The organism is Nonomuraea sp. NPDC001636 (assembly GCF_040298265.1).
Classification (GTDB): domain Bacteria; phylum Actinomycetota; class Actinomycetes; order Streptosporangiales; family Streptosporangiaceae; genus Nonomuraea.
This window is the reverse complement of record NZ_JBEOZT010000003.1, coordinates 90,172-109,632: the sequence shown is the minus strand read 5'-3', so window position 1 is coordinate 109,632 and position 19,461 is coordinate 90,172. Positions and strand designations below refer to the sequence as shown.

Below are 19,461 nucleotides of genomic sequence, written 5' to 3'. Positions count from 1 at the left end.
CGATCGGCCAGGTTGACCGGCGCGGCCGCGGTCATGCCCAACCGGCATGACGTCGTGATCCGTGTGACGGGAGTGGCTCAGCCGTCGCAGTCGGGGGCGCAGAGGCGGCGTTCCATGCCCTGGAGGAAGAAGTCGCGGACCTGGAGCACGTCCTTGGCGATGTAGGCCTCGCCGCCGGTCGTCTTGGCCAGCGTGTCCATCTGCTTCCTGCCCGCCTCGGCCTCCGGCCCGAAGGCGATGAGCAGGATGCTGATCGGCCGCTTCGGGTTGTAGGTCTTCTTGAGGTACTGCAGGATCTGGGCGTTCGAGACGCCGCCGTCGGGGTCGTCGTTGCCCGCGCCGTCCGTGAGGATCAGCAGGGTGTTGATCTTGTCTTCCTGGTACGTCTTCGTCAGCTCGCCGTAGGCGGCCTTGATGGTGTCGTTCAGGCCGGTGTCGCCGGTGGCCTTGGCCTGGATCTGCCCGAACTGCCGGACCAGCGCCTGCTTGCGGAGCACGCCGTTGGTGGACTCGGCGAGCGGGCCGACGGAGACGAGTTCCTGCCAGTCCTTGCCCTGTCCGTCCATGTGCGTGGAGAACGTCCACAGGCCCAGCTCGGAGTCGGCCGGGAACAGCCCCAGCCCCTCCATGGCGATCTTGTTGATGGCCTGCATGCGGGTCATGTTCGTGCCGGGGACGGGCAGCGCCATCGTGCCGGAGACGTCGAGCAGGGTGAGCAGTCGGGTGCCGAGGTTCAGCCGCGACCAGGTCTGCACCATCGAGGCCACGCTCTTGGCGTCGGGCTTCGGCAGCGCCTCCGGCTTGTCGGGGACGAACCCCTTCTCCTTCGTCAGTCCCTCGCCGGCCTTGCCGTCGGGGCTGCGGAAGCCCGCGTCGCGCAGGATCTTCTTGGCCGCGTCCGTGCCGAGGTCCTGCCTGAAGTCCGCGGCCGCCTTCTGGACCGCCGGGTCCTTGGTGACGATCGTGATCGGGTAGTCGAGGCTGAGCGTGCCCTCCTTGGGATAGAGGGCGACCACCGGGGCCTCGGGCTTCTTGGCGTTGTGGGCGTAGACGGCCTGCTCGGAGGCGACGCCGACCGGCACCTTGCTGCCCGACTTCACCGTCAGGCTGGCCAGCAGCGCCGCCGGGTCGGAGGCGAGCTGACCGGAGATCTCCTTCAGCGCGCCGACCAGCGCCTTGTTCTGCCCGGCCTCCTTGGCCGAGGTGGCGGCGGCCAGCAGCGCGGCCAGTCCGGCGGAGTTCTTCTGCGGGTCGAGCGCCAGCACCCGGACCTTCCTGCCGGGGCCGTCGGGGTTGGCCACGTTGGCCGCCGCGATCATGCCCGCCCAGCTCGGCGTCAGGCTGCCGGACAGCTTCGCCGCGGCGGACTTGGCCGCGGCCAGCACGACGGGCGACAGGGCGACCGAGCCGGCCGGCTCCGGCAGCGCCGAGCCCGCGGGGGAGTTGCGGAGGTTGCCCACCAGCAGGCTGGAGTCGGCCACCCACACGTCCGCGCCGGACTTGCCGGCGGCCAGCCCGTTCGCGGTCTTGGCCGCCGCCTCCCTGGTCACGGTGACCTCGACGCACTTGCTGTCGATCGAGTGCAGGGCCTTGGTGTAGTTGGCGGCGATCTTGTTGAGCGCGGGATGGATGTCGGGGGTGGCCACGACGCGCAGCGGCAGCTTGCCGGCCGAGCAGTCGTGCTCCCGATTGAAGATCACGAACGCCGCGACACCGAGGAGCACGGCCAGCGCGACGGCCCCGGCCAGCGGTACGAGCACCCTGCCACGCCCGCTGACCGACCGTCTGCGGGAGGGTGGTTCCTGGGCTCGGTAGCCGTCGTCAAGCTCGTCTGTCCGGTGTCGCCCCACGATGTCCTCTTAGGTGTGTTGAGACCTTCCGGAGACCCTAGCGGGAGTTGCTCCGCAATACTCCGGGAACACTACTCGGTGGGCTCTGTGTGGCAAAACCGCTCTTTTGGTGCGCCTATTACGGAGAGTCGCGGTCAATGGCAGCAGGCGTGACCGCGCCAGGCGCGCGCTCCCTCACGCACCGCGACCGCCGCGAGAGCCACCGCCATGGCCGGATCCGCCCACCACCAGCCCAGCGTGTTCAGCCACAGACCGGCCAGCACGCCGGCCGCCATGCCGGCGCAGATCAGGTTCTGGGTGCCCTCGCCGGACGTCGCCGCCGACGCCAGCCGCGCCCCCAGCCGCCGCTTGACCAGCCCCAGCGCGGGCATGCTGACCAGGCTGACCGTCGTGACCACGATGCCGAGCACGGTCGGCGCGGCCCGGTGGCCGGCGTCGAGGTCGTGCGCGACGTGCCCGACGAGGTAGGGCGCGAGCAGCCAGAAGCTCACCGCCACCGCCCGCCTGGCGGTGGTCTCGGCGTGCGGCGAGAGCGTGCGGGCGCCGGTGAAGCGCCACACCACGATCAGGCTCGCCCCGGCCTCGGCGAAGGCCGACAGCCCCCACCCGATCAGCGCGACGGAGTGCGCCGACAGCCCGGCGGCCAGGCCCAGCGTGCTCTCCACGGCCAGCCAGGCGAGCGTGGCCACCGACAGCGCCCGCGCGGCGCGGGCGGCCCGCAGCCAGTCGGCCGTCGCGGCCGGATGCTCATGAATCCGCTGGTCAGACACCATGAACCCCCGAACTCCGGCTATCCGGCCGTCGACAGCGTTACGTAACGTACCCATGACTCAGAGCGACCTTAAGCCCTGTGCGGCAAAGGATGTTCAAGATTCACCGGATAATGGCGGTGATCGCGTCCGGGGGAGGGATCGTGCCGTTCACGCCCAGTCACATCGCCGCCGTGCTGCCTCTGGTGGCCTCCAGGCGGGCGCGGCGGTTCGCCGATCCGGGGGCGCTCGCGCTCGGGGCGATGGTCCCCGACCTGCCGATCTTCCTGCCGTTCCTGCCGGTCTACGGCGACTGGCACTCCTGGCAGGGCGTGCTCACCCTCGACCTGGCCGCGGTGCTGCTGCTCCTGCCGCTGTTCCACCTCGTGCTGCGCGATCCGCTGATCTCGCTGCTGCCGCCGTCCCTGGCCGGCCCGGCGGCGGCGCTCCTGCGGCCGGGCCGGCTCAGGATCCTGCCGGTGGTGGCCGGCGGCGTGATCGGCTCGGCCACCCACCTGTTCTGGGACTCCTTCACCCACTCCTACGCCTCCGCCCGCTGGGGCGCCTGGCCCGACACCCCCGTCTTCGGCACGACCAGGCTCTTCAGCGTGCTGCAGTACACCTCGTCGGCCGTCGGGCTGGCCGTGGTCGTGTGGTGGGCCTGGCGCGCGTTGTCCCGCACCGAGGCGGCCGGCGTGCCGGGCCGTCTGCGGCTCGCGCCCGCCGTGCGGTGGGCCGTGCTGGCCGCCTGCGCGCTCGGCACGGTCGCCGGCGCCCTCGTGTGGCCGCTGGTGGACGAGCCCAACCCCGCGTTCGGCTTCCGGAGCGTGCTCACCAAGACGGGCGCGGGCACCGTGATCGGGCTCTCGGCCGTCCTGGCCTGCTACGCGATCGTCTGGCAGGTCAGGCGGCGCATGGCAGTATCGGAAGGTGCCTGACTACGTGTTCGACGCCGACGACCCCCGAATCGCCGACTACACCCGGCTGCGGGACGTCGAGCTGCGCAAGAGCCTGGAGGCGGAGCGCGGCCTGTTCCTCGCCGAGGGGGAGAAGGTGATCAGGCGGGCCATCGCCGCCGGCTACCCCATCCGCTCGGTCCTGACCACCCGGCGCTGGTACGAGTCGCTGTCCGACGTCATCGGCGACGCCACCGTCTACGAGGTGAGCGACGAGCTGATGGCCGGCATCGCGGGCTTCCAGATCCACCGCGGCGCGCTGGCCTCCATGCGACGCCTGCCGCTGCCCACGGCCGAGAACCTGATCAAGGGCGGCGCCCGCCGGCTGCTGGTCCTGGAGGACCTGGTCGACCACTCCAACGTCGGCGCGATCTTCCGCTGCGCGGCCGCGCTCGGCGTCGACGGCGTCCTGCTCTCGCCGCGCTGCGCCGACCCGCTCTACCGCCGGGCGGTGAAGGTCTCCATGGGCGCGGTCTTCTCGATCCCGTACGCGCGGCTCGACGACTGGTACACCGGCCTCGGCGAACTGCGGGCGGCCGGGTTCCAGACCCTGGCGCTGACCCCCGACCAGAGCGCGGTCCCCCTCGACCGGGTCCCGATGGGCGACCGGGTGGCGCTGCTGCTCGGCGCCGAGGGCGACGGCCTGTCCTCCCACTGGCTGCACGAGGCCGACCACGCGGTGTGCATCCCCATGAGCCCGGCCGCGATGGACGCCGGCGTCGACTCGCTCAACGTGGTGGCCGCGGCGGCGATCGCCTGCCACGGGCTGATGCGCTCGGCCGCCGCGCGCTGACCGTATTGGCGCGCGAATGGGTCTGGTGGCGCTTCGAGCAGGCGGGTAACCCTGTAATCATGCAGACCCTGTTCGAGCACGCCGGCGGCGAAGAAGGCTTACGCCGCTTCATCGAGATCTTCTACCGCAGCCTGCTGGCCGACCCGCTGCTCCAGCCGCTCTTCGGCGAGGGCAAGGCGAGCCACGTGGACAACCTGACCGCCTTCACCGTCGAGACGTTCGGCGGCCCCGACACGTTCTCGGCGGAGATGGGCGGCTTCCCGCTGCTCATCGAGGCGCACCGCGGGCTGGGCATCGAGGAGGCCCAGCGGCGGCGGTTCGTCGAGCTGTACATGGAGGCCGCCGACGCGGCCGGGCTGCCCGGCGACGAGCCGTTCCGGGCCTCGCTCCGCTCGCACGTGGAGTTCGGCACGCAGGTGGCGTTGCAGAACTCCCATGCCGAGACCGACGACCAGCTCCACCCGTTGCGCGAGGTGCCGCGCTGGGACTGGGAGCGGCCGCCGGAGTAGCCGGTCAGGGGCGGTCGGTGTCCTCGGTGAGCCAGTCGGGGTAGGCGTCGACGTCGTGCAGCACCGGCTGGGCCTCGACGGTGCCGGTACCGCCGTTCGCGCCGATGTGCGCCGCCAGTTCGGCGGCCTGTTCGCGTGGTGTGATGAGGGTGAGCTGCCAGGAGACCCCGGCCTCCGCGGCCGGGACTTCCGCGATGTCGATCGAGGTGGCCAGCCCCGCGAGCAGGATCGTGTGCGCGAGCGCGGCGGCCTGCTCATGGCCTTCGATCGTCGTGCGGACTTCGATGAATTCCGCCATGATCTTCCTTATTGCGGAGGGGTACATTCACCACCCTATCTGCGTGAATCGACCGTGGGTCGGCTTCCGGCGGCCGAAATCGGCCTGGGTGGCGTCGGTTGCGACGAGCCGGTACCCGAGATCGGCGGCCTCAATCATGAGGGGATGCGGCAAGATGTGATCCGCCGATCACCGAGAGCGACCGACGGAGGTCCTGTGAAGCCGACCTGGATCATCGCGGCCGCGGTCGCGGCCCCCGCATTCACGACCCCGCACGCATTCACCACCCCGCCCGCACGGCCGATCCCGCGTGCGGGAACGGCCGTCCGTCCGGCGGCGACCGCGCATCCGCGGGCGGCCGCCGCCGACCGCAGTGCTCTGACCTGTGCCGTCAGCTCCCCGGCCGGCCGGCCGCTGACCTTCAGCCCGCGCATCGGCCTGACCGCGAAGCCGGTGTCGGCCCGCGGCAACCTCCAGCTCACCGGCTGCCTGTCGGGCGACGGCTCGGCCCCCTACCTGCGCTCGGGCTGGGTCACCCTGAAGAGCGTCGGCCGGGCCTCGTGCGCGAGCGCCCGGCAGGTCCACGGCACCGCCCGCATCACCTGGTTCGGCCTCGACGGGCGGCCGGTCGGCACCTCGGAGGTGCGTACGCGGGCCGACCGGCCGGCCACCCAGAGCCCGGCCGACAGCTTCCTGACCGGCACGGTCGTGTCGGGGCCGCTGGACCGCGAGCGCGTCCGCGGCACGATCACGCCCGCCATGGGCCTCCTGGCCTGCGCGACCGGCGGCCTGGGCACGCTGTCCGCGGCGGGCCGGCTCACCTTCGGCTGACCTCCGTCCGGCTCCCGCGGGTCAGCCGCCGGCTCACCTCCGGCCCGCCTACGGCGGTCAGCCGCCGGCGATCTGCTCGCCCGCGAAGTCCAGCAGTTGCTCGGCGGTGCTGAAGCGGCGCTCGTCCCCGTCGTGCAGCAGGACGCCGAACACCCGCCTGCCGCCGCGGTCGCCCGCGAACAGCAGGCAGTACTGCGCCGCGTTGGTGTAGCCGGTCTTCACGCCCACGACGTCCGCCGAGCGGCCGAGCAGCTTGTTGGAGTTGCGCCAGGTGTGCGCCCCGTGCAGGGCCGACTTGGCGACCTTGTACACCTTGCTGCCCACCACCGTGCGGAAAACCGGGTCGGCCATCGCCCGCTGCGCCAGCGTGACCTGGTCCACGGCGGTCGAGTAGCCGCCGTTGCCCGGCGTGGGCAGTCCGTCGGGGTTGGTGTAGCGGGTGTCGCCGAGGCCGAGCGAGCGGGCGGCCCGGTTCATCTTGGCCACGAACGCGGTCTTGCCCGGCCCGTACTTCCTGGCCAGGGCGTTGGCGGCGTCGGCGCCCGAGGGGAGCATGAGGCCGTACAGCAGGTCCCTGGCCGTGAGGCGCTCGCCCTTCCGCAGGCCGGCCGTGGTCGCGCCGTTGCTGGTCGCGTGCTTCGTGTCGGCGGCGGTGACGGTGATCGGCTCGTTCAGTCGTCCCTCGCGCAGGACGACGTAGGCCGTCATCACCTTGACCAGGCTGGCGACCGGCACCCGCCGGGTCTCCCGCTTCGCGAAGTGGATCGTTCCGTCCGAGTCCACTACATATGCCGCCCCCGCCTTCACGGTCGGGACGTCGGCGGCCCGTGCGGCGGACGCCGGGTAAGAGATCCCCACAACCAACGCGAGTACGGCAGAGCCGATGAAACCCCCAATACGCATGCCAGACATGTTCGCAGGAGATCAAGGGTTGGTTTGCGAAACTCGGCCGTAAGTGGCCCTCAGTTGGGGGTAAATGCTTGATAGATCCGACATCTGCGGGGAGACGAGGCCGTGGCAGGCAGGTTCATCATCAGTCAGGACGAGCGGGGCGCGTTCCGTTTCGCGCTCGTCGCGAACAACGGCCAGACGCTGGCCGTGGGCGAGGGCTATCCGAGCAAGGCCGCCTGCGTCAACGGCATCGAGACCGTGCGCAGGAACGCTCCCGAGGCGGCCATCGACGACCAGACCAGAGCCGCGATCTAGGACGAGGCCAGGGCCTTGCGCCGGCGGCGGACGAAGAACCAGGCCACGCCGGCCGCGACCGCGAGCAGCAGGACCAGCGCGCTGACGGGCGAGCGGGCGGCCAGCTGCAGCCAGCCCCACACCAGCGCCGTGAGCCCGAACCACCAGATGGGCGCCCAGGTCAGGCAGCCGAGCGCGCTCGCCACCACGTACCAGGGATAGGACACCCGCAGCGCGCCCGCCACCCATGGCAGCGTGTGCCGCAGCATGGGCACCCAGAAGCAGCCGTAGACGGCCAGCGCGCCCCACTTCTCGACGACGCCCTCGATCCGCGCGATGCGCTCGCGGCCGAGCCGCACGCCGACCTTGGACTCGTAGAGCTTCTCGCCGAGCTTGCGGCCGACCCAGTAGTAGACCTGGAACGCGCCGAACAGCGCGAGGATGAGGACGGCCCCCACCAGCCAGTACGGCAGCCCCAACCAGAACGGCCGGGTGGGATCGGGGAGGGCGGCAGCCGCATGCCACATGAGCCCGCTCACCCCCACTCCAACGCCTTAGGTCAGCCTTACCTTAGTCAAGGAAGAGGCGTTCCGCCACATCAGCTTGCAAGGCCGGGCCACCGGCTGCAAGTAGCCGACAACCACCCCTCAACCATCTCGCCCTATACCTGAACTGAGCAAAAGGGGTGTTGATCATGTCGTCGAGAAGTGCGGTGGTCCTGGCCGGCGGTACCGCCAACGCGGTCAAGCTCTTCGTGGCCGCGCTCGCCTTCACCAGCGCCTACGTCGGCTTCTCCGCCTACAGCAGCGCCGGATCGGCCGCCGAGCCGGTGCGGACCGTCACCCTCTCGGCCCGCGAGCTGCCCATCACCGCCCCGGCCCGGCAGAGCGCCCCCGCCCGGACGGGCGAGATCGCCCTCAGCGCCCTGACCGACGGCGCCCCCGGCTGCGGCAAGTCGTTCCTGGCCCGCGGCCTGCTGGTCAACCCGCGGCCCGGCACGACGGTCCTGTACCGCTGGCGGCTGTCGCGCTGGAGCCCGGCGACCGGGACGTGGCGCACCTACCTGGCGGACCACTCCGGGTTCGCCGGCGGCAGCCGGAACGTGGAGTGGCAGCCGCAGATCTCCGGCAACGCCGGGTGGTACCGGGTCGAGCTGATCGCCCGGCCCGGCGGGACCGTCAGGAGCGAGCGTTTCCAGGTGAGCTGCTGACCGAGCGGCGCGCCGCCTCCACCCAGCGCGGCACGCCCACCCGCTGGGCCACCTCAAGAGCCTTCTCGTAGTGCTCGCGGGCCGCGTCGGGCTGGCCCAGCCGGATGGCCAGGTCGCCCAGGGTCAGCGCCACCGGCCACAACGCCACGACGCCCGTGCCCGCGCCGGCCACCCGGTCGGCGAACGGCTTGAGCTTGTCGTAGCAGTCGACCATGCGCTCGCGGTCGTCGAGCAGCATGCCCGCCAGGGCCCGCCAGGTCATCACCAGCTCGTAGAGGAAGTCGGGCCGGACGGGCGGGCGGGTGGCGGCCACGGCCCTGGCGTCGTTGAGGTGCCCCGCCGAGGCCAGGGCGAGGGCGTAGGCGTCGAGCGTCCACTTGGCGCCGCGCTGGTGGGCCGGGGCCAGCAGCTCGACGGTCTCGGCCGCCCGGCCGTCGACCAGGTGCAGGCAGAACGCGGTGATCAGCGGGAGGTCCTGGCGGCCTTCGAGCATGCCGGCCCGCGCGGTCATCCGGGCGGCCTCGCGGTAGGTGCGTTCGGCGCCCGCGTAGTCGCCGGCGATCATCAGGCGCTGGCCGGCGTACCAGACGACGACGGCGGCGGGGGCCGACAGGTCGTACTGCTTGGCCAGGCGGTCGGCGGCGGCGGCGTGCTCGTCGGCGACCGCGAACTCGCCCCTGGCCGCCGCGCACTCCAGCAGCACCAGGTGGGCCAGGGCCTGCGTGGCCATCTGGCCCGAGCGCTGGGCGACCTCCAGCAGCTCCCTGCCGATGCCCTCGCGGGTGTCGACCGCCGGGATGTCGTAGGACTGGCGCAGCCGGCCGCTCAGCGCCGCCGCGATCAGCGTCGGGTCGCCGCTCTGCCGGGCCAGCTCCAGCGCCTCCAGCGACGCCTGCCGCCCGCGCTCGGGCGCGGAGGAGCCCTCCAGCTCCAGCGCCAGCGTGGTGAGCAGGCTCGCCCGCAGGCGCTGCTCGCCCGCGGGCAGCTCGATGAGCGCCTTCTCGGTGACGTCGACGATCTCCCACGCGGTACGGGTGAAGTCGCGGGCCATGCCCTTGTGCGGCACCGCCAGCGACGCGGCCACCTTCGCGGTGATCTCCAGGTCGCCGAGCGGCAGCGCGGCGTCCATGGCCTGGCGGCGCAGCAGCCTGGCCGCCGTCATGTCGCCGCACAACGCCAGCGCCTTGATCTGCCTGAGCATCAGCCGCAGCCGCTCCTTGGCACGCTCCGGCTCGGACTCGCGGCCCTTGTCGTCCTTGCGCGGGCCGCCGCGGTCGAAGGCCGCGATGGCCTGCTCCCACAGGGTGGCCGCCTCGCGGTGGGCGAAGCGCCGCTCGGCCTGCTCGGCCGCCAGCCCCGCGTAGTGGACGGCCTTCTCGGCCGCGTCGGCCAGGAAGTAGTGGTGGGCCAGCGCCGCCACGTCGGAGGACGTGCGCTGCTCGATCACCGCGGCGACCGCGGCATGGAGACGGGTGCGGCGCAGGCGGGAGGCGTCGGAGTAGATCGTGTCGCGCACCAGGTCGTGGTCGAAGCGCAGCAGCCCCGGGCCCGGCTCGGTCACCAGCCCGGCCAGCAGCGCGGCCTCGACCGCCTCGATCACCGCGTCTTCGTCGCCGGCGACCGTGACCAGCACGTCGAGGTCGACGTCGCGGCCGATCACCGCGGCCTGGAGCAGGATCTGCTGGGCGCCGGCGGGCAGCCGCGAGATGCGCCGCCGCAGCACGTCGCGCACGCCCGAGGGCACGCGCGAGAGCACCTGCGTGGCGCTGGCCCGGTCGGCCGCGCCCTCGGCGTCGAGCAGCCGGACGGTCTCGCGCACGAAGAACGGGTTGCCGCCGGTGCGCTCGACGATGGACTCGACCGCGTCCTCGTCGATCTCGCGCACGCAGGTGGCCTTGACCAGCTCGGCCACGGCCTTGGGGTCGAGGCCGGACAGGCCCACGCGCAGCGGCTCAAGCCGGGCCAGGGCGGCCAGCACGTCGGACTGGCGGTCGTCCAGCTCGCTCTCCCGGCACGTCACGACCAGCAGGACGCGGCTGGTGGCCAGCAGGCTCGGCAGCGCGCGCAGCAGGGCCAGCGTCTGGTCGTCGGCCCAGTGGAGGTCCTCCAGCGTGAGCAGCACCGGCGCCCGGCGGGCCACGCCGGCGAGGTAGCCGCCGACCGCGCGGTGCAGGCGGAAGCCGCCCGAGACCTCGTCCTCGTCGGGGTCGGGGGCGGTGTCGTCGAGCAGGGGGGCCAGGAGCTGGGCGTACTCGCCGGCGCCGGTCGTGCCGATCAGCGAGCGCAGGATCTCGACCCAGGCCCAGCCCGGCGGGGTGGCGCTGGAGTCGGGGCAGGCGCCGGAGGCGGTGATCCAGCCGTCGGCGCCTAGCCTGCCGTCGAGCTGGCGCAGCAGCGTGGTCTTGCCCGCGCCCGCCACGCCGGTCACGATCGCGACCTGGAAGCGGCCGGTGCGCGAGGCGGCCGTGGTCAGCCTGGCCAGCTCGGCGTCGCGGCCGACGAACGGCTCGGGCTCCAGCGGCGGCGGCTCGACGTGCGCGGCGGCCGGCCGGGGCGGCCAGGTGTCGGTGACCGGGGCGGGCCGGGCGGGACGCGGCGGCGCGGCCAGCTCCAGCTCGGGGGCCTGGGCCAGGATGTCGGACTCCAGCTTGCGCAGCGCGGGCCCGGGGTCGATGCCCAGCTCGTCGGCCAGCATGTTCCTGGCCCTGCGCAGCGCGGCCAGCGCGTCGCCCTGCCTGCCGCAGCGGTAGAGGCCCAGCGCCAGCAGCCGCCAGCCCTCCTCGCGCAGCGGGTGCTCGGTGGTCAGCGCCTCCAGGTCGGGGACGGTCTCGGCGTGCAGGGCCAGCCGCAGGCCGGTGTCGGCGTGCCGTTCGCGGGCCACCAGGCGCAGCTCGGCCAGCCGGTTGACCTCGGCCTCGGCCCAGGGCTGGTCGGCGAAGTCGGAGTAGGGAGTGCCGCGCCACAGCCCGAGCGCCTTCTCCAGGCGGCCGCGGGCGGACTGCGGGTCGCCCTCTTCGAGGTGCTCGCCCGCCGCCCTGACCAGCTGCTCGAAGCGCAGCGCGTCGACCTGCTCGGCGGCCACGCGCAGCGCGTAGCCGGAGGCGACGGTCACCAGCAGGCGGTTGGGGCCGCCGCGCGGCCGGCCCGGTTCGAGCACCCTGCGCAGGCGGGAGATGTAGACCTGCAGGCCCGACTGGGCGCCCTTGGCGGCGTCGTCGTCCCACAGGTCGTAAAGAAGCGTGTCAACCGGCACGACCTGACCTCTGGCCACGAGAAGTCGGGCGAGGACGGCCCGCTGCCGCAACCCGCCGAGGTCGAGTTCGTCGTCGTGTTCGTACGCCTCGACTGGCCCCAGAACCCGGAACGCCACCATGTCAGCCGCCACGCTATGCGGGCTTCCGAAGGGCGCACAAGGTCTTTGATGGCTTTGGGATTGTCACTGCGGGGCCTTCGAGATCGCGGACGGGGGTTCCGCGGCGGCGTTCCGGCCGTTGCGCCTGCGCAGGAGCGCCCACGCGCCGAGCGCGAGACCGCCGAACGGGATCTCGATAGTGTAAGTCCAGAAGCCGAAAAGTAGTGCTGTCGCGACGGCCGGAGTGCCCGGCACGCCGAACGTGATCAGCAGCGCGGCGACCCCGCTCTCCATGATCCCGGCCCCGCTGGGCGTGACCACGGCGCTGGTGAGCACGCGGGACAGCGCGAAGACCGCGATCGACTGGGCCAGGCCCGGCCAGGCGCCGGTGGCCGTCATGCAGGCCGCCATGATCGCCCACTGGAAGCCCAGGAAGAACACCATGCCGAGCGACAGGCCGAGCGCGCGCGTGCGGACGATCTCCGCGGTGTCGGCGCGCAGCCGGTGGAAGGCCTCGGAGGCGTGCACCTTCAGGCGCAGCAGCCGGGTGAGCCCGTCGAGCGCCCGGCCGAGTACGGCGGCGGCGCGGTCCCAGTAGAGGGCGACGGCCACGACCAGGCAGAGCACCAGGATGGAGATCGCGCCCGTCCAGCCCGCCTTGACGAACGTCGGGTCGAGCACCTCGCCCGCCATGAGCAGCGCGATGATGCCCACGGCCGGCAGGATGAACCTGAACAACGTGTTCCAGATGCCGCTGACCAGCGTCATCACCACGATGGGCCGGTTGGCGAAGCCCCAGCCCCTGGTCATGGCGAACGACAGCGCCACCCCGACCGCGCCGCCGAACGGCAGCAGGTTGCTGACCGCGCTGCCGGCCGCGTTGAGCGTCAGGCCCTGGAGGTTGTTCAGCCCCGGCAGCGAGTTGGTCAGCACGAACGTGTACGCCAGCAGGCTCAGCAGCCACAGGGCCGTCATCAGCGCGATCTGGCCGAAGCTGAGCGCCCCGAAGACCGCGCCGATCTCACGCCAGGAGACCGGCTTGCCGGTGAGCGCGCGCACGATCTGCGGCAGGTAGACCACGAGCAGCACGGCCAGCCCGAGCGACAGGACGGACAGGGCGATCTGGAGCGGCTTGTTCTTCATCGCCCACCAGTCTGACGGGTCGCCGGAGCCGGCACGTCACCCTCAGGTGCTACTTCGGCCATGGGTCGAAAGGGTGAGTGAGGCGAGTGCCGGGCGGCAGGTCGCGGCGTACGAACCACTCGGTGCCGAAGACCAGGCGGTAGAGCGGGCCGGGGACCTTCAGCATGACGGCGAGGGTGCGGTCGCTGTCGCCGCCGCTGGCCTGGGAGGCGTGCGCCTCCATGGAGGCGCGCTTCTGCCGGGCGTAGCGGCGGACGTTGACCCGGTGGGTGATCGTGTCGCTCGCCGAGTACGCGCTCTCGAACGTGCGCACGTCGAACTCCGGCGGGAACTTGTACACCCGGCCCGCCATGCGCAGCAGCCGCACCAGCGGGTCGCGGTTGACCGTCGCCTCCAGGACGATCGGCGTGCCCGCGATCTGCGCCGCCCGCTTGCCCACCCGGTGGACCTGCACGTGGTCGGGGTGCCCGTAGCCGCCGGCCGGGTCGTAGATCGACAGCAGGTCGGCCTTCTCCTCCTCCAGGATCGCCGCGAGGGCCCTGGCCGCCGCCTCGGTGTCGGCGTCGATGAAGGCGTTGTCGGGCCGCTCCTCGGCGACGCCGCCCTTGGGGCTGAGCCCGGAGTCGCCGTAGCCCAGGCACTCGACGCGGGCGCAGCCGAGCAGCGCGGCCGACTCGTAGAGTTCCTTGAGCCTGGTCTCGCGCAGCTCCTCGCCGGGGCCGATCTCGGCCAGGCCGCGCTCGCCGGCGGTCGCGACCACGAGCACCACGCGGTGGCCCTCGGCCGCGAGCATCGCCATGGTGCCCGCCGTGAGCAGAGCCTCGTCGTCGGGATGGGCGTGGAAGAAGACCGCGGTACGTGGAGGCACACGCCCAGATTAGTCTGGGAGGGGTGCGGATCTTTCACGTGAGTGACTGTTACCTGCCGCGACTCGGGGGGATCGAGGTCCAGGTGGCCGACCTGGTGCGGGCGCAGCGCGAGGCCGGGCACGACGTGGTCGTGGCCACGGCGACCAGGGGCGAGGCGCTGCCGGGCGTGCGCAGGGTCGTCGCCAGGATGCCGTTCGACCTGCCGGTCCATCCGTTCGGAGTGGGGCATCTCACTCGGGGCATCTCCGTCGTCCGGCCCGACGTGGTGCACGTGCACACCGGCGCGGTCTCGCCGTTCGCCTGGATGGGGGTGCGGGCGGCGCGGCGGGCGGGGGTGCCGTGCGTGGTCACCGTGCACAGCATGTGGGACCCGGTCACGCGGGGGCTCTACCGGCTGCTGAGGCTGGCGTTCGGCTGGCAGCGCTGGGGGCTGGTGGCCACCACGGTGAGCACCGCGGCGGCGGCGCCGATCAGGGCGGTGGCCGGGCCCGGCGTGCCGGTGCGGGTGGTCTCCAACGGCCTCGACCTGTCGGGCTGGGCGCCCGCCCCCGGCATGCCGGCCGGGCGGGCGGAGGTGCACGTGGTGGCCGTCGGCCGGCTGGCGCCGCGCAAGCAGCCCGTACGGCTGCTCAGGCTGCTGCGGGCCGCGCGGGCGCGGGTGCCCGCCTCGATCCCGATGCGCGCCACGATCGTCGGCGACGGCCCCGCGCGCGTCCGCATGGAACGTTTCCTGGCCGAGCACGGCATGACCGGCTGGGTGTCGCTGCCGGGCCGCTACTCGCGGGAGCAGATCGCCAAGCTGCTGGAGTCGGCCGACGTCTTCGTGGCCCCGGCGCCCAGGGAGTCGTTCGGCCTCGCGGCGCTGGAGGCGCGGGCGGCCGGCGTGCCGGTGGTGGCCAGGGCCCAGAGCGGCGTCGCCGACTTCGTCAAGGACGGCACCGAGGGGCTGCTCGGCCGCACCCTGGGCGACCTGGCCGGGGCGGTGGCGCGGCTGTGCTCCGACGCGGGGCTGCGCCGGGAGATCGCCGCCCACAACCGCTCGACGCCGCCCGTCGCGGGCTCGTGGGCCGGGGTGCTGGAGGGGTTCGACCGGGCCTACGAGCAGGCGATCGCGCGTTAGGCCAGGCCGCCCCTGCGCAGCGTGTACTCCGGCGCGGCGAAGTCGCCGCCCTGCGGGACGCCGTCGGTGAAGAAGGCGCCCGGCGTGCCGGTGACGCGGTTGGCGTACGACTCGGCGTCGTCCTCGGGCTCGTAGCCGAGCTCGGGGGAGAGCTGCCAGAAGCGGCGGGTGTTGGCCGAGACGGCGTAGGCGGCCAGGAAGCGCAGGCCGGGCGTGGTGACGGCGGCGTGCACGAACCCGGCGCAGTCGCGCGGGCTCAGCCAGGTCGCCAGGTGGCGGACGTCCTTGGGCTCGGGCTCCAGGCTGCCGATGCGCAGGCAGACCACTTCGAGGCCGAACTTGTCGGCGTACAGGTGGCCGAGGGCCTCGACGGCGGCCTTGCTGACGCCGTACAGGCCGTCGGGGCGCGGCGGCAGGTCGGGGGAGATCGTGGCGGTGGCCGGGTACATGCCGGTCAGGCGGTTGCTGCTGGCCAGCACCACGCGCGGCACGCCGGCCACCCGGGCCGCCTCCAGCACGCGGTGGGTGGTCAGCACGTTGCCGTCGAGCAGGTCCGGCAGGGGCGCCTCGTCGGGCACCCCGGCCAGGTGCACGATCGCGTCGGCGCCCTTGACCAGCGCCACGGTCCCGGCCAGGTCCGACAGGTCGGTGCGGACGGCCTCCTCGCCCGGCCCGGCCTCCATGGGCGCCCGGTCGGCCAGGACGAGCCTGGTGGCGGACCGGCGGAGCCGCTCGCGTACGGCACCGCCCACCATGCCGGCTGCGCCGGTGAGCACGATCATCTTCATGCCGACATTGTGCGGCATCGGGCCGATGCGGTCAGTTCCGTCGGAGAACGACGTACCCGTCGCGTTCGAATACCTTCGTGTACCCCTCGGTCTGGAGCTGCTCGACCCGGTTGCGCTGGTCGTCGGCGGAGCCGAAGGGGAACTCCCAGCGGGCGGTGTCGGCCACGATCCACGGCGCGCCGCGCGGGGCCGCGCTCCACAGCAGGACGGTGGTGCGCGAGGACAGCGCCGGGCCCACGGAGTTGACCGCCTCGACCGTCACCCCCGAGGGCACCCTGCTCACCGCCTCGGCCGCCGCGGCGGCCTTGTCCTCCTTGTAGAAGGCGGGATGGTAGAGCTGGTCGAGCGCGAACCTGGGCACCAGGGTGAGGGCGACGGCGCAGGCCGCGGCCGCCCAGGCCAGCTTGAGCCCCTGCCGGTCGGCGCGGCCGGTCCAGCGCAGCAGCCTGGCCAGGCCGTCCACGCCGGCGCAGAAGAGGATCACCACGGTGAACGCGCTGTACTGGAAGTCGGCCTGCCACCACTGGGGACGGTCGGACAGCAGGCGTTCGAGCACGTGCGGCAGCGCCGCCAGCGACAGCGGCGACAGCAGGCACAGCAGCAACGTCGGCCAGGCCAGCAGGAACAGGGTGTCGACCTTGGCCTCGTCGCTGAAGGGCAGCAGCAGGGCGGCGAGCGGGTCGCGCAGCATGGCCAGCAGCGCGGCGGGCGCGTCGGGGCCGAGGTGGCCGTAGGCCCAGAAGTCTTTGCTGTCGCCGCCGAACGAGGTGATCAGCAGGCCCCGGATGAGCACGACGGCCCCCGCGCCGACCAGCGCGCACACGACGCCGCGCAGGCGGTCGCCGACGACGAACAGGTACAGCCCCGCCCCGATCACCAGGAGCCCCATGTCCTCCTTGACGAGCAGCAGCCCGAGCGTCGCCAGGAACGCCGGCAGCACGCGTCCGGCGTGGTAGCGCTCGATCATGATCGCGGTGAGCAGCGGGACGAACATCACCTCGTGCGCGTCGAAGGCGACGGCCTGGGCGATCGGCCACGACAGCGCGTACGCCACGGCGACCAGATAGGCGGGCCCGACGCCCAGCACGCGGCGGGTGAACAGCCACAGGAACGGGATCGCCCCCGCGAACAGCAGCGCCTGGGCCACGATCAGCGACTCGGGCCCGTCGTGCACCCAGTAGAAGGGCGCGAGCAGCGCGTAGATCGGGGAGAAGTGGTCGGCGAGCTGGAGGTACTCCGTGCCGCGCTCGTGGAAGACGCCGAGCACCGGCACGTACGGCGGCCGGAAGCGGGCGTAGTTGCGCACCGCCTGGTCCACGATCACCAGGTCGAACGTGGTCGCCCGGAAGGTGGCCAGCTTGACCAGCCCGAGAACGGCGTACGCCACCGCGGCGAGCAGCGCGATCGCGCCGACCCGCACGCGGTGGCGGAAGAGCACTCTGGCGGGGAGTGCGGTGCTTGCCGGAGGCCGTGCGATCACCGTTTCGTCGGTCACGGCAGCAAGCGTAAGGGGATCATCCGGTCCTGTCCGTACCCCGTGCCGGGGGATCGGATGAGGCGGTCACCGCGCCGGCCTGCCCCCCGCAGGCGGTGCGGCGACCGCGGACCGGTCAGGAGCAGGCGGCGGTGATCTTCGAGGTGAAGCCGCTCATCTTGCCGCTGAACTCGGTCGTCTTGCTGATGTCGCCGCTCTGCAGGCTCTCGAAACCGGCGGCGAAGTCGTTCAGGGCGGCCGCGACGTCGCCGTCGTACTTGCCGGCGAGCTCCTTGGTCTTGGCGGCGGCGGCCTTGGAGGCGTCCCCGACCGCCGCGGCGTCCGTGGCGTTCTTCGTGATGGCGCCGCTCCACTCGGTGGTGATCTTCGAGAGCTCGTTGACGGCGGTGTTGCAGTCAACGGCCTGGCCGACACCGCAGGCGGTGGACAGAGCGGCAAGGGAGATCGTCGCGACTGCGAGGGCGAGTCGGCGAGGGGGAGTCATTTTTGGTGCCCTTCGTTGGTTTTCCGTACGAGGAGGACATTAGCGATCTCCGGTTGATCTCCGCTTGCACGCCGCTAACATTCCGGCCGTCAGGTGGGCGTAAAACCGCGCAACAGCACGTGGACGACCTCTTCGGCGTCGGGGATGGGCAGGTCGAGCAGCCCGCGGTAGGTCACCAGGCCGGCGAACAGGTCCGTGAGGAGCTCCAAATCGGCGTCCGGGGACAGCTCGCCGCGCTCGATCGCGCGCTCGTAGACGACCCGCGAGCGCCGCATCCGGGTGCGCATGCCGGTGCGGACGATCTCGGCCACGGCGGGGTCGCGGCCGGCCTCGCCGTACATCTGCCTGGTCAGGCGGGCGACGCCGGGGTGCCGCCACAGGGCGAGGGTGTCGGAGACCACCACGCGCAGGTCGCCTTCGAGTGAGCCGGTGTCTGGGACGGCGACGTGCGTGTCCATGAGCCCGCCGATGGATTCGAGCAGCATGTCGCGTTTGGTGGCGTAGCGCCGGAACACGCTCGCCCTTCCCACGCCTGCCGCATTGGCGACGTCGTCCATGGTGAAGTCGAGGCCGTGGGAGAGCAGCAGCTCGGTGGCGGCCTGCCTGATGCGGTGGTCGACCGTGGGATCGGGCTTGCGGCCGCGCGCGGACATTGTGATACTCCCAGTATCTGATACTTGCAGTCTCTTAAAGTGGGGCTTCTATGAGGGTAATCGTGGCGGGCGCCGGGGTGGCGGGGCTCGCGGCGGCGCGCGGGCTGCTCAACGCGGGTCACGACGTCGAGGTGTACGAGCAGGCGCCCGAGCTGCGCACGGCGGGCGGGTCGGTGACGCTCTGGCCCGGCAGCACGGCCATCCTCGACGAGCTCGGCGTCGGGTACGCGGGCCTGGGATGGCGGCTGGAGACCATGGAGTCGTGGGCCGACGACGGCCGCCGGCTGGTCACCGTCGATCTCACCGCGGCCGAGCGGCGCTACGGGCGTCCGTGCGTGCACGTGGGCCGGCGCGAGCTGGTCGAGGCGCTGTCGGCGGGCCTGCCCGTCGTCTACGGCGCGGGCGTCGAGCACGCCGAGCCGGAACGGGCGCAGGCGCGGCTGGCCGGCGGCCGCACCGTGCGCGGCGACCTGCTGGTAGGGGCCGACGGCCGCAGGTCGGCGGTGCGCCGCGCCCTGTGGGGCACGGATCCGGCCGCGTTGAGCGGCTGGGTCACCTGGCAGGGCTTCACCACCGCGCCGACCTCGTTGACGCGCTCCCGCCGGGCCGTGATGATCGCCGGACGGCGGGAGCTGTGCGGGCTGATCCCGGCGGGCGCGGGCCGGTTGTTGTGGTGGTTCGACGTCCAGGCGTCGCCCGGGGGGCCGTTCTGGCAGGACGACCCCGACGTCGTGCCGCGGCTGCGCGAACGGTTCGGCGGCTGGGCCGACCCGGTGCCCGCGGTGCTGGAGACGATGGAGGACGTCGGCTTCTTCCCGCACCACCGGCAGGTGATCCCCCGGGTCTGGGGCAGGGGCCCGACCACGCTGGCCGGGGACGCGGCCCACACCATGCCGCCCACCATGGCCCAGGGCGCCAACCAGGCCCTGGAGGACGCCTGGCTGCTGACCCGCTCGGCCGGCGGCGACCTGCGCGCGTACGAGCGGGCCAGGGCGCGGATCGCGCGGCGTCCCGCCGTGATCGCCGGTACGGAGGTGACCAACCGGCAGCGCTCGTTCGCGGGCCTGGTCCCCGACTGGATGGCGACCCGGATGCACACGGCGTCGCTGCGCAGGTTCAGCACCTACCTCTTGACAGCCTCGTGAAGGCCGCCGGACGATGTCGCATATAGAGCAACTCGGTGCGTAATACGCAACA

20 protein-coding genes are annotated in these 19,461 nt (G+C 72.6%); 8 read left to right on the top strand and 12 right to left on the bottom strand.

The genetic code is table 11. The features are described 5' to 3' along the window. Positions 1–77: 77 nt before the first annotated feature. Positions 78–1,760 (bottom strand): substrate-binding domain-containing protein, encoded by a 1,683-nt coding sequence (locus ABT158_RS07530; protein ID WP_352351947.1) that lies wholly within the window; start codon positions 1,758–1,760, stop codon positions 78–80. A 224-nt stretch (positions 1,761–1,984) separates the two neighbouring features. After that, positions 1,985–2,623 carry a cation diffusion facilitator family transporter gene (locus tag ABT158_RS07525; RefSeq protein WP_352351946.1) on the bottom strand — a complete coding sequence of 213 codons (639 nt, stop codon included), beginning with the start codon at positions 2,621–2,623 and terminating at the stop codon, positions 1,985–1,987. Between the two features lie 140 nt (positions 2,624–2,763). Between ABT158_RS07525 and ABT158_RS07520 the strand changes: the two genes are divergently transcribed. From ABT158_RS07520 to ABT158_RS07510, 3 genes are read left to right on the top strand one after another with little or no spacing between them, the layout of a single operon-like run. Further along, positions 2,764–3,537: a DUF4184 family protein gene (locus tag ABT158_RS07520; RefSeq protein WP_352351945.1), complete on the top strand. Its 774-nt coding sequence runs from the start codon at positions 2,764–2,766 to the stop codon at positions 3,535–3,537. Next, positions 3,530–4,348, top strand: coding sequence for a TrmH family RNA methyltransferase (locus tag ABT158_RS07515; RefSeq protein ID WP_352351944.1), 819 nt, complete (start codon positions 3,530–3,532; stop codon positions 4,346–4,348). The genes ABT158_RS07520 and ABT158_RS07515 overlap by 8 nt, the downstream gene beginning before the upstream one ends. Before the next feature lie 59 nt (positions 4,349–4,407). Further along, positions 4,408–4,857 (top strand): group II truncated hemoglobin, encoded by a 450-nt coding sequence (locus ABT158_RS07510; RefSeq protein ID WP_352327053.1) that lies wholly within the window; start codon positions 4,408–4,410, stop codon positions 4,855–4,857. Positions 4,858–4,861: 4 nt separating this feature from the next. On the opposite strand, the gene ABT158_RS07505 is transcribed toward ABT158_RS07510, so the two are convergent. After that, positions 4,862–5,155: a hypothetical protein gene (locus ABT158_RS07505; RefSeq protein ID WP_352351943.1), complete on the bottom strand. Its 294-nt coding sequence runs from the start codon at positions 5,153–5,155 to the stop codon at positions 4,862–4,864. A 195-nt stretch (positions 5,156–5,350) separates the two neighbouring features. Here ABT158_RS07505 and ABT158_RS07500 point away from each other — a divergent pair, with 195 nt between their 5' ends. Continuing rightward, positions 5,351–5,965, top strand: a complete 615-nt coding sequence (locus ABT158_RS07500; RefSeq protein ID WP_352351942.1) for a hypothetical protein — start codon at positions 5,351–5,353, stop codon at positions 5,963–5,965. Positions 5,966–6,022: 57 nt separating this feature from the next. Here the strand turns inward: ABT158_RS07500 and ABT158_RS07495 are convergent, their stop codons facing one another. After that, a complete protein-coding gene (locus ABT158_RS07495; protein WP_352351941.1) occupies positions 6,023–6,868 on the bottom strand; it encodes a D-alanyl-D-alanine carboxypeptidase family protein in 846 nt (281 codons plus the stop codon). Between the two features lie 111 nt (positions 6,869–6,979). Here ABT158_RS07495 and ABT158_RS07490 point away from each other — a divergent pair, with 111 nt between their 5' ends. Beyond that, positions 6,980–7,171 (top strand): YegP family protein, encoded by a 192-nt coding sequence (locus ABT158_RS07490; protein WP_352351940.1) that lies wholly within the window; start codon positions 6,980–6,982, stop codon positions 7,169–7,171. Here the strand turns inward: ABT158_RS07490 and ABT158_RS07485 are convergent. Next, complete coding sequence (locus ABT158_RS07485) at positions 7,168–7,689, bottom strand: DedA family protein (RefSeq protein ID WP_352351939.1); 522 nt, start codon at positions 7,687–7,689, stop codon at positions 7,168–7,170. The genes ABT158_RS07490 and ABT158_RS07485 overlap by 4 nt on opposite strands. Positions 7,690–7,844: 155 nt before the next feature. Between ABT158_RS07485 and ABT158_RS07480 the strand changes: the two genes are divergently transcribed. After that, a complete protein-coding gene (locus ABT158_RS07480) occupies positions 7,845–8,360 on the top strand; it encodes a hypothetical protein (RefSeq protein WP_352351938.1) in 516 nt (171 codons plus the stop codon). Here the strand turns inward: ABT158_RS07480 and ABT158_RS07475 are convergent. The 3 genes from ABT158_RS07475 to ABT158_RS07465 form a co-directional block, all read right to left on the bottom strand. After that, entirely contained in the window at positions 8,329–11,733 is a 3,405-nt protein-coding gene (locus tag ABT158_RS07475) for an ATP-binding protein (RefSeq protein WP_352351937.1), read from the bottom strand. The genes ABT158_RS07480 and ABT158_RS07475 overlap by 32 nt on opposite strands. Positions 11,734–11,796: 63 nt before the next feature. Continuing rightward, positions 11,797–12,855 carry a lysylphosphatidylglycerol synthase domain-containing protein gene (locus ABT158_RS07470; RefSeq protein WP_352351936.1) on the bottom strand — a complete coding sequence of 353 codons (1,059 nt, stop codon included), beginning with the start codon at positions 12,853–12,855 and terminating at the stop codon, positions 11,797–11,799. Positions 12,856–12,904: 49 nt separating this feature from the next. Next, positions 12,905–13,723, bottom strand: coding sequence for a PIG-L deacetylase family protein (locus ABT158_RS07465; protein WP_352351935.1), 819 nt, complete (start codon positions 13,721–13,723; stop codon positions 12,905–12,907). A 38-nt stretch (positions 13,724–13,761) separates the two neighbouring features. Here ABT158_RS07465 and ABT158_RS07460 point away from each other — a divergent pair, with 38 nt between their 5' ends. Then, positions 13,762–14,844 (top strand): glycosyltransferase, encoded by a 1,083-nt coding sequence (locus tag ABT158_RS07460; RefSeq protein ID WP_352351934.1) that lies wholly within the window; start codon positions 13,762–13,764, stop codon positions 14,842–14,844. On the opposite strand, the gene ABT158_RS07455 is transcribed toward ABT158_RS07460, so the two are convergent. From ABT158_RS07455 to ABT158_RS07440, 4 genes are all read right to left on the bottom strand, one after another. Then, positions 14,841–15,632, bottom strand: a complete 792-nt coding sequence (locus ABT158_RS07455) for an NAD-dependent epimerase/dehydratase family protein (RefSeq protein WP_352351932.1) — start codon at positions 15,630–15,632, stop codon at positions 14,841–14,843. The genes ABT158_RS07460 and ABT158_RS07455 overlap by 4 nt on opposite strands. Positions 15,633–15,663: 31 nt before the next feature. After that, positions 15,664–17,127, bottom strand: coding sequence for a DUF2079 domain-containing protein (locus ABT158_RS07450; RefSeq protein WP_352351930.1), 1,464 nt, complete (start codon positions 17,125–17,127; stop codon positions 15,664–15,666). Positions 17,128–17,242: 115 nt separating this feature from the next. Continuing rightward, positions 17,243–17,611, bottom strand: a complete 369-nt coding sequence (locus ABT158_RS07445; protein WP_352351928.1) for a DUF8711 family protein — start codon at positions 17,609–17,611, stop codon at positions 17,243–17,245. Positions 17,612–17,700: 89 nt separating this feature from the next. Then, complete coding sequence (locus tag ABT158_RS07440) at positions 17,701–18,264, bottom strand: TetR/AcrR family transcriptional regulator (RefSeq protein ID WP_352351926.1); 564 nt, start codon at positions 18,262–18,264, stop codon at positions 17,701–17,703. Between the two features lie 50 nt (positions 18,265–18,314). Between ABT158_RS07440 and ABT158_RS07435 the strand changes: the two genes are divergently transcribed. Then, entirely contained in the window at positions 18,315–19,409 is a 1,095-nt protein-coding gene (locus tag ABT158_RS07435) for an FAD-dependent oxidoreductase (protein WP_352351924.1), read from the top strand. The last annotated feature ends 52 nt before the right edge of the window (positions 19,410–19,461 follow it).